The 12,731-nt window shown below is 61.3% G+C and carries 10 protein-coding genes; 6 read left to right on the forward strand and 4 right to left on the reverse strand.

Features of this window, described 5'->3' with window-relative positions; translation table 11 throughout:
• The first annotated feature begins 3 nt into the window (after nucleotides 1-3).
• The 4 genes from EOC94_RS16635 (at nucleotide 4) to EOC94_RS16650 (ending at nucleotide 3,513) form a co-directional block, all read left to right on the forward strand.
• Complete coding sequence (locus EOC94_RS16635; RefSeq protein WP_095489087.1) at nucleotides 4-384, forward strand: hypothetical protein; 381 nt, start codon at nucleotides 4-6, stop codon at nucleotides 382-384.
• Nucleotides 381-1,004 carry a cytochrome c oxidase assembly protein gene (locus tag EOC94_RS16640; RefSeq protein WP_185928255.1) on the forward strand — a complete coding sequence of 208 codons (624 nt, stop codon included), beginning with the start codon at nucleotides 381-383 and terminating at the stop codon, nucleotides 1,002-1,004. Before EOC94_RS16635 ends, EOC94_RS16640 begins: the two co-directional genes overlap by 4 nt.
• Nucleotides 1,004-2,089 carry a c-type cytochrome gene (locus EOC94_RS16645; RefSeq protein ID WP_185928256.1) on the forward strand — a complete coding sequence of 362 codons (1,086 nt, stop codon included), beginning with the start codon at nucleotides 1,004-1,006 and terminating at the stop codon, nucleotides 2,087-2,089. Before EOC94_RS16640 ends, EOC94_RS16645 begins: the two co-directional genes overlap by 1 nt.
• Before the next feature lie 107 nt (nucleotides 2,090-2,196).
• The gene (locus EOC94_RS16650; RefSeq protein WP_245465595.1) at nucleotides 2,197-3,513 is read left to right on the forward strand and encodes a sorbosone dehydrogenase family protein; all 1,317 of its coding nucleotides are present in this window, start codon (nucleotides 2,197-2,199) and stop codon (nucleotides 3,511-3,513) included.
• A gap of 50 nt (nucleotides 3,514-3,563) precedes the next feature.
• Here the strand turns inward: EOC94_RS16650 and EOC94_RS16655 are convergent, their stop codons facing one another.
• From EOC94_RS16655 to EOC94_RS16665, 3 genes are all read right to left on the reverse strand, one after another.
• Entirely contained in the window at nucleotides 3,564-4,694 is a 1,131-nt protein-coding gene (locus tag EOC94_RS16655; RefSeq protein ID WP_126105486.1) for a GNAT family N-acetyltransferase, read from the reverse strand.
• Nucleotides 4,691-5,686 carry a sterol desaturase family protein gene (locus EOC94_RS16660; protein ID WP_127291844.1) on the reverse strand — a complete coding sequence of 332 codons (996 nt, stop codon included), beginning with the start codon at nucleotides 5,684-5,686 and terminating at the stop codon, nucleotides 4,691-4,693. Before EOC94_RS16660 ends, EOC94_RS16655 begins: the two co-directional genes overlap by 4 nt.
• A 238-nt stretch (nucleotides 5,687-5,924) precedes the next feature.
• On the reverse strand, nucleotides 5,925-7,832 hold the full coding sequence (locus tag EOC94_RS16665; protein ID WP_127291847.1) for a heparinase II/III-family protein: 1,908 nt from the start codon (nucleotides 7,830-7,832) through the stop codon (nucleotides 5,925-5,927).
• A gap of 117 nt (nucleotides 7,833-7,949) precedes the next feature.
• Here EOC94_RS16665 and EOC94_RS16670 point away from each other — a divergent pair, with 117 nt between their 5' ends.
• Nucleotides 7,950-9,191 carry a cellulase family glycosylhydrolase gene (locus EOC94_RS16670; RefSeq protein WP_095489081.1) on the forward strand — a complete coding sequence of 414 codons (1,242 nt, stop codon included), beginning with the start codon at nucleotides 7,950-7,952 and terminating at the stop codon, nucleotides 9,189-9,191.
• Nucleotides 9,192-9,315: 124 nt separating this feature from the next.
• A complete protein-coding gene (asnB, locus tag EOC94_RS16675) occupies nucleotides 9,316-11,367 on the forward strand; it encodes an asparagine synthase (glutamine-hydrolyzing) (RefSeq protein ID WP_245465583.1) in 2,052 nt (683 codons plus the stop codon).
• 101 nt (nucleotides 11,368-11,468) lie between these two features.
• Here asnB and EOC94_RS16680 read toward each other — a convergent pair whose 3' ends face one another.
• Nucleotides 11,469-12,587: a glycosyltransferase family 4 protein gene (locus tag EOC94_RS16680; RefSeq protein WP_127291850.1), complete on the reverse strand. Its 1,119-nt coding sequence runs from the start codon at nucleotides 12,585-12,587 to the stop codon at nucleotides 11,469-11,471.
• Nucleotides 12,588-12,731 lie beyond the last annotated feature (144 nt).

Consider the following 12,731-nt stretch of genomic DNA (forward strand, 5'->3'; position numbering starts at 1 on the left):
GCGATGCGGCTCATCCCGAAACAGATCGAGACACTCTGGACGCTGTTTACCGCGCCCGTGGTCTGGGCTGCGCATTTCCTCGTCTGCTATCTGGGCGCGGCGATCTATTGCGCTAAACCTGAGCTTGTCGGGCTGAGTTTCAGCGCTGTGCGCGCGGGTATCGCCGCCGCCACTGTGATCGCCCTCTCACTGATCGCGCTGTCCGCATGGCTCGCCTGGCGGCAATGGGGCTTCGGCACCGATGATCCGCCCCATGACGATCCGACGAGACGGGACCGGACCCTGTTCCAGGGCTTTGCGACGCTGCTGCTCTCGGGTCTCAGCTTCATCGCCGTGATCTTCACCGCGATGCCCGCATTGTTCCTGACGGAGTGTATCCGGTGAGACGCGCTTGCCTCATCCTCGGCCTCTTCGTCCTCGCCCTGGTCTGGCTCGGGCCGCTGCTCGACGCCTGGCGGGATTCGTTTTCGGCGCACATGCTGGCGCATATGGGAGTGGTAGCGATCGCCGCGCCGCTGATGGCGATTGGGATCCCGCTCGGTCCAACACCAGATGCAAACCGGACGTTCGCCCTACCCCTCCTCGCCTCCCTCGTCGAGCTTGTCATTGTCTGGTCCTGGCACGCGCCGGCCATGCGGGGGCTGGCTCAAAGCTCGCTGTTGGCCACCGCCATCGAGCAGGCCACGTTCCTCGCCGCCGGGCTGTTCTTGTGGTTGGCCTTCCTGCCGCGCCGCGGCTCGGACACCACAGGCAATGCCGCCGGAGCCTTCGCCCTGCTTCTCACATCCATCCATATGACCTTGCTCGGCGCGCTGCTGGCGCTGACCCCAAGGCCGCTTTATGGGAAAGGCGAGGTAAGCTGCTTCGGCATCGCGCTTTCCGCGCAGCAGGATCAGGAGCTTGGCGGCGTGATCATGCTTCTGGTTGGTGCTGCGGTCTATCTGGCCGGCGGCTTGACGCTTTTCGCGCGCATGCTCGCCACTCCGTCGCGGGAGACAGGCTGATGCATATCAGCTGGAAAAAGCTCGCCATAGCGCTGGCCATTCTGCCCTTCGTCGTGGTGCTGGCGGCGTGGATCGGCTTTTTCAATGTCGGTGCCTCAAGCGGCCACTGGAAGATCACGGAATGGTTTCTCCATTTCGCCATGCGATCGGCTGTGCGCACCTATGCGCTGGCGGTCGACGTTCCGGAAACTCTGCCGCGCCATGCGATCCAGCCGGCCGCCGGACATTTCGCGCGCGGCTGCGCCATCTGTCACGGAGCGCCAGGCGAGCCGCGATCTCCTGTCGTCACGAGGATGCTGCCGCAGCCGCCCGACCTTGCCGGGTCCGTCGGCGAATGGACCGACGCGCAGCTTTTCCGCATCGTCAAGCACGGCGTGCGCTTCACCGGCATGCCTGCCTGGCCGACGCAGGAACGCGACGACGAGGTCTGGGCGATGGTCGCCTTCCTGCGCGAGCTGCCGTCGATGGACGAAGCCACCTATCGTGACCTCGCCTTTGGAGAGACGCTAGCGTCTCCCGAAGGCGATGCCGGGCCCCTGCCGCAGGCGCTCGCGGATTGCGTCCGCTGCCACGGTGGGAACGGACGGGGTCGCGGTCCCGCGATACCCGTTCTCGCCGGGCAGAGCGAAGCCTATCTCCTTGAAAGCCTGCGTGCCTACGCCGAAGGAAGCCGGGCAAGCGGGATGATGAGCCTGCCCGCCATTGAGGCGGGGCCGCAGTTCTGGCCGGACCTGGCCAAGCATTTCGCCGCCCTGCCGACGACGCATGCCAGCGGCGGGGGCGATCCCGCGCTCATCGGGCGCGGCAAGGAAATCGCCGAGAGAGGCATGAGGCACGCCGGCGTGCCAGCCTGTCTCGGCTGCCATGGAAGACAGGACCGCAGTCGGTTCTATCCCTCCCTCGCCGGCCAGCCTGAGCGCTACATCGCGGCGCAGCTTGGGCTGTTCAGGGCCGGAAAGCGTGGCGGAACGCGCTTCGGCCATCTCATGGCCAATGCCGCGAAGGGTCTGACGGATGACGACCTCCGCGCGCTTGCGGCCTATTTCTCGCTATCGGCCGCTCCGTCCGCAACCGGAACGCGATAAGCGCGTTTGCGTTTTTTCGACATTCCGAGGTTCTGGTGAAAAAGTTGCTTACCGCCGTTCTCGTGCTGATCGTTCTTTTCGTCGTCGCCGGCGGAGCGGTCTTCTTCCTGTCCCGCGAAGAGGCGACAGTTCCGATCGCAGAGGGCTATGGCCCCAACCCGACTCTGCCGGAGCCCAATCTGACCTGGCTGCCGACCGTCCATGTCGCCAAGGCCGCGCCGTGGCCGAAGGGCACGAAGCCGACAGCGGCCCAAGGATTTGCAGTCAACGAGTTTGCCGGCGGGCTCGACCATCCGCGCTGGCTGCACGTGCTGCCAAACGGCGACGTGCTGGTGGCGGAGAGCAATGCGCCGCCCAGGCCGGACGAGGGCTTTAACACACGCAGCATACGCGGCTTCCTCATAGATAGCATCCGCAGCATACGCCACTTCTTCACAGACCTCTTCCAGAGCCGGGCTGGCGCGGAAACGTCTAGCGCCAATCGCATCTCGCTGCTGCGCGATCAGGATGGCGACGGGGTGGCAGAAACCAAAACGGCCTTCCTCACTGGTCTGTTCTCGCCATTCGGCATGACCCTGCTCAATGGCAAGCTCTACGTCGCCAATGCCAATGCAATTGTGGCTTTTCCCTACCAGGAGGGCGCGACCGAGATCACCGCACCGGCGGAGAAGATCGTCGACCTGCCTGCGGGGAGGAACCACCACTGGACCAAGGACGTGACCGCCTCGCAGGACGGGACGAAGCTCTATGCAACGGTCGGATCCAATTCCAATGTCGGCGAGAACGGCTTGGAGGAAGAGGAGAGCCGCGCCGCCGTGCTGGAGATCGATCTCGCCTCGAAACAGACGCGTCTCTTCGCCTCCGGGCTGCGCAATCCCAACGGCCTGTCCTGGAATCCGGAAAGCGGCGAGCTTTGGGTCGTCGTCAACGAGCGCGACGAGATCGGCAGCGACCTCGTGCCGGACTACATGACCTCGGTGAAGGATGGCGGCTTCTACGGCTGGCCTTACAGCTACTACGGCCAGCATGTCGATGATCGCGTCGAGCCGCAGCGGCCCGACCTCGTCGCCAAGGCGATCAAGCCGGACTATGCGCTCGGGGCGCACACGGCTTCATTGGGACTGACCTTCAACACGGGCGACCTGTTCGGTCCTCAATACAGGAATGGCGCCTTCGTCGGGCAACATGGCTCGTGGAATCGCAAGCCGCGCAGCGGCTACAAGGTGATTTTCGTGCCGTTTACCGGTGGCAAGCCCTCTGGCCCGCCTCAAGACATCCTCACCGGCTTCCTGAGCCAGGACGACAAGGCTTTCGGCCGTCCTGTGGGGGTGGCGATAGACCGGCGCGGCGCCCTTCTGGTAGCAGACGATGTCGGCAATAAAGTCTGGCGGGTCGTTCCATCGCAGGCACAATCGGCACTTTGAGCGGTTCGTGCTGCCGGCGACCTGATGAGGCTGACGCAATCAAGCCGAAATCAAGGTGTCGGTACCACCCCGCGCCCGCGTACATGCCGGACCGTCTGACGCATACGATCGGCAAGAAAAGCGAGCTGGCCTTGCGCCGTGCGCGTCCCAAGAACGGATTGTAGGATAACACCCTGCGTTGCGAACTTGTTCTTGAAGGACTCTGCACCACAGAGGAAATCGACCATGCCCAAGCCATGATCGATCGACCACTGTATGTAGTCCATGATCAGGATTATGCCCGGCGACGCTCGGCTGAAATCCGGATCGAAGGTGGTCACAAACGCCATCATGGTGTGGTGCTGGACGAAGTTGATCGAGACTGCGACCATCACGCCATCGCATTCAAGCACGAAAATGTGCAGCAAGCCGGCGCGCGCCAGCGCGTCGACGAGTGCGGCGAGCACTGGCGCTCCCTCCTCGAAAAGTTGGGATTCACGCGTGTGCTGCACCAGCCATCTGCGCTTCAGGGCAGCGAGCCGCTCCAATACCGGCTGCAGCGGCTCATCGGTCGCAAGCAAGCGAAATTTCACTTTCCCGGTTTCTTCCAATGCCTTGATGCCTCGCCGATAGTTCTGGCGTGTCTTTTTGGACTGGTCCTCGAACCATGCCGCTCCGCTCTTCCACGGTCCGGCGACGCGATAACTGACTTCCTCCCTGTGATTGGGGCGAAGCCTGATGCCGCGTGAGACATCCGCAGTGAAAATTTTGCGCGCCGCCGCACCCGGCAAAAGACGATTGAGAAAGGCAAGATCGAAGCCGCCGGCGTCACATATCTGGGCCCATACGCCCTGCAGGGCCGATAATGAGCATTCCGGAGCAATGAGAATATCCCCGTAATCGGTATAGCTGTTGGCCGCCCATTCAAGAAACCGCAGGCCTTTGCGCTTGCCGATCGCCAGGGGAACGATGGCAACGAGCCTGTCACCGTTCCAGACCAGGCCGATCCGCAGCGCGCGTTGGTCACGGTCCGCTACAGTATTCCACCATGCCGAAACCCAGGCATGACTCTGAAAGATCAGCGCATCGGTGCGATGCCAAAGATGCATCCAATCGGCTTCGACCGCAGCCAGGCGTTCCGCCGAACGGACAACTTCCAGGCGCTCTGCGCTCGAAGCGTCAATCGAAACAATGGTGTTCATGAAGGGGAACGATCCTGTGGCTGTGCGACGACATCGGGACGCCTGTGGAACAGTCGGACGACATGCCCTCCCATCTTCTTGAGAGGCAGGATGTAAAGCCCAAAGAGCGATTGATAGTCGCGCACATCGCGATCTATCAGGCCAAATTTGAGGTCTTCATCCGGATCCGGGACGAACTGCGTTCCGAAGAGGCGGTCCCAGAACGAAAAAAGCAGGCCAAAATTCTTGTCATAGTGGCGAGGGTCGATGCTGTGGTGCACCTGATGCCAGTGCGGGCACAAGATGATGTTGTTCAACGGGCCGAAGGAAATCTTGAAGTGTGTATGGCGAACAAAGTCCATCATCAGGATGTTGCGGATGATATAGACGTTGATGCCGAAGATAGCGATCTCCACCGGATCGAGCGCGATCAGGCCCCAGATGCCGAAGCAGATCCCCGGGATGACGCCATCCCACATACGATTCATCAGATCGTCCAGCGGATGAACCCGATCCTTGGTGATTCCCACCATCACTTCGGCCGAATGATGCACCTTGTGCAATTCCCACAGGAACGGGAAGTGGTGCTGGGCGACATGGTAGAGATAGTATGAGATATCGTAGGCGATCAGCATGGTTGCGGTGAAGATGACGATCGTCACCGGTCCGGCCGGGCCGCCGATGAGCGGCGCCTGGATGTCGAACAGCCAGCCGATTGCCTGGTGTGTCCCATAGCCAACTGCAGCAACGAAGGTGACGCCGGCAGGGATGAGCAGAAAAGGCATCATCAGCCGTTTCGTGACCCAAAATAGGACATCGGCTCGCGCCGACGGGTGTAGAATGACTTCCGCCGGGAACGCGAAATCGAAAAAGTCCCTGAAGGATTTATGCTCGACAGTTCGCCAGTAAGCGACCACCGCGCTCCCCAGTGCCGTGAGAAAAAGCAGGCCGAGCGTCAGCAGATTGAGGTTCGAAAGCTTTTCCACAACCACTCTGGCGAATTCAGAAAACATCGGTGCAGTGGCTCCTGGGCCGTGAGATGGCGATCCGGCGAATTGCGAAGCAAAAAGCTTGCCAAACCCACTGCATGTTGCCTGCAACCAGGCGGCTATTGCGGCTGCAACGAGCAAAGCATGCCGGATTTGCGCCAAACTAGCAGATCAACCGTAACAAAACGCTAAATGTCCGAACGTAATTAATCTCGAATACGGCCGGAACAACGGATAGGCCGTTCTGCTGCGGCGCCGGTCGCTATCTTTGCGACGGGGAGATTGGCGCGAGGTGGATCTTGATTCCGTCTTCGCCCACTTCGCCACGCCAGGCGATGCGTTCGGCTGGCTGCCTGGCGCCAAAACACGGTGAAAACCAGCCGCCCTGCCCCGGTGCGTCGCCGCCGGCGCGGATTTCGACCCCAGCGTCAGGAAACCGGATGGCCATCAGCGGCTCATCGCCACGCAATACCGTGACCGTGTTTGCTTGTTGGTTGGCACTGAGGCCGGCTGCAAGTTGGAAGACGACCTCGGCCACGCGCCTGCCGCCGAGCAGTTGGTCGGCCACGAGAATGCCGTCGGCCTGTTGCGTCACGGTGCGCTGGTGGACGACGCCGAAGCGGCTTTTATACCCGTCATGCCGGGCGCGCAGCTTCCAGTGGGTTCCCGGCTCGCTGTCCATCAATGTCGCAACCGCCTTGTGCGACCAGTTAAACTCCCCGGCGATAATGCTTTGGCTTTTGCCCTCGATATTCAGTGTGTTGTGCGCCGGTGTCGAGCGGAACCAGTCGCGCCAGACGCCCCCCGAGCCGTAGAGCCAGGTGCCGGGGTCGACCAGCACCGGCTCGCCATCGATGCACAAGGTGAGCGACAGCGCGTCGGCATGGCCGTGAGCCGCGATCGAGAGATAGCCGAGCGGGCCGTGGTCGAATGTCAGATCGATGCTGCGGCCATTCATCTCGCCGCGCCAGACGGAGAGCCCGCCTTGCGTGAACGTTTGCAGCCCGTGTGGAACCGGTGCCGGTTCGGACGGCGTGCCAAGGAAAAGCGCACGAAAATCGTCTGGCTTCGACGCGTCGCCCGGCATCCGCAGAAAACCATGGATGGCGGCGGCGACGGATTGGACATAGCCCGGCTCGTCCCCGAGCGTCAGCACGCGACCTTCGTCGTTGTCGCCAAAGCCGGCGGCTGGCGGGAGCCAGCCGACGAAATTGGCAAATGCGGCCAGACGCGCTTCGACGGGCGAGGGAAACGGCGCCCCGCCCTGGCGTGCCGCAGCGGCGCACAGCAAGATGAGTTCGGCCGTGAAGGCGGCGTAGGTCGGGGTCTGCTCGGCACCGGCGCCATCGGCGAGAATCTGCTTGCGCGTCTCGGCCAGGAGGGCTCCGCGTGCAGCGTCGGCCTCGGTCCCCAACGCCAGGCCGATCAGATACTCGCCAGCCAGTTCTGCGACGAGATGGTTGTTGGCGGAGGAAAACCGGGAGGGAAACCGCGGCAGCCAATAGGCGCTTGCCGCCAGGATTTCACCCACTTGCTGCCGTGTCGCCGCGCCCAGTCGGTCGCCGACGAGGTCCAGGGTGACAATCAGGCTGATGGCTCGCAGCGCGACTTCGATGCCGGAAGCCCAGCCACCCCCCCGAAACGGGGGGTTGGCTGAATGCCAACTGTCGATCGCCGCCTCGATGGCCATTCGGGACTCATCGTCGCCGGCGAGAAGCAGGTGGGCGGCAAGTGGCGGCAACTGCTGCAGCCGGTTGATCTCCCAAACATATTTCACATCGCCACGGCCGCCGCCGTCGCGAAAATCGATATCGAAAGTATGGCTTTCGGGACCCGGCCAAAGCCTGCCGGTTACCGGATCAAGGCGCCAAAGCTCGGGAGGAAACAGCCGATCGCGGTCGCGCGGCGGCCATGTCCGCCCGAGTGCGGAAAACTGGCCCTCAAGCGTTTTTTGCGCCGCCGCCGCTATGGCTTGCCGTTGTGCCGGCGTCGCAGCCAGCGCAGCTTCGCGCCACCCAAGCAGCACCGGATGCAACGGGGACGAAGCATAACGCTCCCAGCCGTCGTCGCGGCGGCGCGAAGCGATCCTTCGACGCTGCTCGCCCAGCCGGTGCAACACCTCGGCCGGCTCCATGCTGCGCAACCGGTTGATGTACCAGCCGATTCTCATACGCGCTCCGCCAAGGTTTCGATTCTTATATACCATGCTGTCGAAAAGCCGCGCGACGGCAATCCTCCTTTTCCGATCCTGCGGTTAATATCTCCGACCATGATACGGAGAGTGGCGATGAGAAGGATTGCGTGTGTTGCAGCGTGGGTGCTCGGCATGGCGATGGCCGCCAACGCTGCGCCGATCCCGCTCCAGCGCGGCGTTGGCGTGCATGGATGGCTCAACTGGTCGCCGATAGAGGATGATGGATCCTACCGTTGGCCGCCCTATCGCAGCGAGAAGGAGTGGCGCGCCGGAGATAGGCCGCTCGCCAACTGGCGTGATGGCGAGGCGTTTGCAAGCATTCGATCGATGGGTTTCGACTTCGTCCGGCTGAGTGTCGACCCCGGCCCTCTGCTTGCCAGCGAGGGCGCCAAACGGCAGCAGGCGCTGGACATACTTGCCGCCGCGGTCGAGCGGGTCACGTCGGCCGGCCTCAAGGTGGTTTTCGACCTGCACGGCGTCACCCAGGTTCCGGCCTACAGCATGGAGATGATCTATGACGGTGCCGACAGCGGGGGCGTTGCCAGCTATCGCGAAATGGTCGTGGCGGTCGCCACCATGCTGGTCAAAATCGGCACCGACAAGGTAGCCATCGAGCCTTATAACGAGCCGGCCTACTACCCCTGCGATTCGAGCGGGAGCGATGACTGGCAGCGGATCATGGCAGGCACCATCCGCGATATCCGCGCAGTCAGCAGCGAGCTCACCATCGTCGCAACGGGCGCCTGTGGCGGCAGCATTGCCGGACTGGTCAATCTCACCCCGGGCTTTGACGATCCGAACCTCTACTACAGCTTCCACATGTATGAGCCGCACAGCTTCACGCATCAGCGGTCCGACGGGACAAACACCTTCGCCTCGGGCCTTCCCTGGCCGGCCGACAGCAGCACGCCTGAAGTGGTGACCGAAACCCTTAAGGCGCAGATGGACGCTGCCGGCTTGAGCCCGGTCGAGCAGGTGATGAACATGGTCGCGGCGCGTGAAGCAATCGCCCGATATTTCGAGCAGAATTGGGGCCCAAGCCAACTCGAGGCGAGCTTCCGTCAGGCGGTCGACTGGGCCGAGGCCCATGGCATTCCAAGCCGACGGCTCTTCATGGGCGAGTTCGGCGTCATCCTCATGTCCGCGGACGGCCGCATGGGCGCGTTCGACGCTGACCGTCTGCGCTACCTCAAGGCGGTGCGCCAGCAGGCGGAACGCTTTGCGATCCCATGGTCTATCTGGGAATTCTCCAATCCCTATGGAATGACCGTCATCCGGCAGGAAGGGCCTGCGGTCCCGGACTCCGAGATGCTGCGGGCCCTGGGCCTGCCATAGCTGCCGTTACCCTCTTGGCGGGTGAACCAGCCGGGCGGCAACGCCAACCCTCACCCCTGCCACACTGGATCGGGATCGGCCTGGCTTCATTAAACCGTCTTGCCGCCTCCGGCCGCAACCGCCGGTGGCACTTCATCCGGAACGGGCAGAGCTTCATCGAACCGATCAAGCTGAGCTGCACCAACTTGCGGCCTTTTTCCGCGCGATCCGGTTTGTCAGCAACCAAGTGTTTAATACATTCGTCGTAAATAGCGCCGCAAATACGCGCTCGCCCAAGGGAAAGAAAATGTGTGGAATTGGCGGCTGGGTAGGGCCGAGGGTTGAGAATCCACAAGATCGGGCCGCCAGAATGTCTAACGCATTGCGGCATCGTGGTCCCGATGCCGAAGGTACCGAGTTCTTGGACTTGAACACCGGCGAGAACCAATTGGCATTGGTGCATCGCCGCTTGGCGATTATTGACCTAAATGCCGATTCTAACCAGCCGATGCATGTCGACGACGGCCGCCTCAGAATTATTTTCAACGGCGAAATATACAACTATATCGAGCTGCGCCAGGAACTGATCGGCCTCGGTCATCATTTTCGAACACGCTCCGATACTGAGGTGCTGCTCAGAGCTTATGATCAGTGGCACTTGTCCATGTTTGACCGATTGAGCGGCATGTTCGCTTTCGCGCTCTGGGATGCTCAGAGGCAGGAATTGATCCTCGGCCGGGATCCCTTCGGCAAAAAGCCCCTTTACCTCATGCAAAGCGGAAAATTGCTGTCGTTTGCCTCAGAGATCAATGCGTTGTTGTCGTCGCAGCCAGATGCGCAGCAGCTCGATTTGGACGCTGTCCACGAGTATCTGCGCTGGCGTTATGTGCCTGGACCGCGCACGCTTTTCAAACAAATCCGCAAACTCAACCCCGGAAGCTATGCTGTTTGGTCGCAAGGGACAGTGACGGAAACGCGCTATTATACGCCTCCAGATCAAACCGATCTGACCGAGGATATCGACGAAGAAACCGCCAAGCGACGATTTCTGGAACTGCTCGACCATTCCGTCGAGATTAGAATGCGCAGCGATGCACCCTTTGGCGCCTTTCTCTCCGGAGGGCTCGACTCGTCGGCGATCGTTGCCCTGATGACCAAGCACAGCGACAAGCCCATTCGTACATTTTCGGTCGGTTTCAGCGAGCCGGCTTACAGTGAGTTCCCATTCGCCCGACGCGTCGCCGATCATTTCAAGACTGATCATTGCGAGCTGGTCATTGAAGCGGACGACCTGATCGACCACCTGCCCAAGTTGATTCGCCATTTGGGGGCGCCTGTTTCACAAAGTTCGGACATTCCAATTTACCTGATGTCGGAGCGGGCCTCGCAGGACGTCAAGATGGTGCTCACTGGGGAAGGGGCAGACGAGATTCTCGGCGGGTATCCCAAACATCGCGCAGAATCACTGGCTGGAATCTACCGGTCGCTGGTTCCAGCCTTGCTCCACAACAACCTCCTCGCCCCTTTGATACGCGCGATGCCTGGCGCAACGGCCAAGTTCGATACATTTGCCCGAAGCGCGGGTGAAAGGGACTTTGCCACCCGGATGATCTCCTGGTTTGGGGCCATGACAGCACGGGAACACCATCGCCTCATTGGTGCGCCGGCCAATTGCCGCAGTGGACGCAACAACTTCCCGTTCTCCTCAAGCGCGACGGCGTCCCACCTTCGCCGCGCGCTGTTTTTCGATCAGACATCGTGGTTGCCCGACAATCTCTTGGAACGAGGCGACCGGATGATGATGGCCGGTTCAATCGAAGGAAGAATGCCATTCCTCGATCGCGATCTGGTTGCGTTCGTCAGCACATTGCCCGATCGCTACAAGGTGGGTTGGCGGAAGGGTAAGCTGATCTTGCGCAACAGTATGGCCAACATGCTTCCTGAGGAAATTCTCAATCGCCGCAAGATCGGGTTCAAGGTGCCCGTCGCCGAATGGTTTCGCGGCTCGATGAGGAACTACGTGCACGACCATCTTTGCTCCTCTCAGTCCGTCATTCGCAGCTATTTGAGCGCAAAACACCTTGATCAAATTGTCTCGGAGCACACCAAGGGGGCCGCAGACCACGAAAAGCTGATATGGGCGCTGTTGAATTTGGAGATATTCCACCGCGAGTTCGCGCTTGGAGCGCCGCAGTGACGCCAATGGGATCGATGTCGCGCTCAACCCTCAGCAGCTCGTCATAAGGTCACCTTCCGCAAGCATGGCGCGCACGCTAAGCGTCCATGCATACGACAGCGTCAGTGCTTGACCGATTGAGCCTTTAACGTCACCGACCTCCAGACGTCGCAAATCGCGCCGACAAACGGTGCGAGATCAAGCCGTTCCCGATGCACGGCCATCGCGGCAGCACCAAGCCTGGCTCTCAATGCCGGATTTTCGACCAGCCGTGTCAGCGCATCGGTCAACGCCGCAACATCGCCGGGCGGCACCAGCAATCCGGATTGCTCGTTGGTGATGATATCCTCCACGGCGCCGACAGGCGTCGTCACCACTGCGAGGCCTGCGGCCATGCCTTCGATGACCGAGACCGGCAGGTTTTCGGCAAAGGAGGGCAGCACCAGAATGTCCGCCGAAGCGATCAGCGATGCGACCTCGTCAGGCCCGACCCAGCCAGGAAAGGTAACGCGCTCGGCAAGGCTCAGTTCGGCCGTTCTCATCCGCGCCGCCTCGACGTCGCCATCGCCGGCGATCGTGGCGCGCCAACCCTCGATCGGTTTCATCCGGTGCAGCGCATCGATCAATTGCGGCACGCCCTTGCGGTCGCCGATGCGACCAAGGAACAGGATATGCGCATCGCCGCCGCCGCCGACATGCGCCAAGGTGGGAACCGCGGTGGCATTGGGAACGATGACAATATTGCCGGCCGCCCCCGGTGCCCGGCTGGCGACGAAGTCGCGCCAAAGCCCGCCCAAGACGATCACCCGACCGGCATGCTCGAACAGAGCTTCGATGCGGCGGCTCATGAAACCACGATCGTCTTTCCAGAATGTCTCATACTGCGCCCCGTGCAAATGCAGGACATAAGGTATCGACAGCAGCCGTGCGCAGGCGGCGATCACCATCTTGCGATAGGTGCTGCCGGAAACTGATATATTGATGTGTATGACATCGGCACGCTTGGCCAAACGCGCCGCGAGCATCCGCAAGCAAAAGTCAAACATATAGAAGATCGAAAGCCCGACATGCCCCGGGCCGCGGCTGGCAAGGAAGCGTACATCGATGTCGGCGATCTCCTGCCGCTCGAACTCGTGCTTCAGCGCCCCCATGATGCGGTCGATGCCTCCCTGCCCCGAAACGCCCGAGGGCGTTGCGACAAGGACATGCACTTTTCGATTGTGAACCAGACGCTGCAACATGACTCCATTTCGGAACTACAAAGCAAAGGTTTCAAATTAGGTTACGACAAATCCGTTAGTTCAAACTGAATCTGTTCACCCTTTGCCGTCATCGCGCTGGATTTTCCGCCGGTCGACGGTTAATCGAAGGTGAATCTCCGGGGA

It is taken from the genome of Mesorhizobium sp. M6A.T.Ce.TU.016.01.1.1 (genome assembly GCF_003997065.1).
GTDB classification, from domain to species: domain Bacteria; phylum Pseudomonadota; class Alphaproteobacteria; order Rhizobiales; family Rhizobiaceae; genus Mesorhizobium; species Mesorhizobium mediterraneum.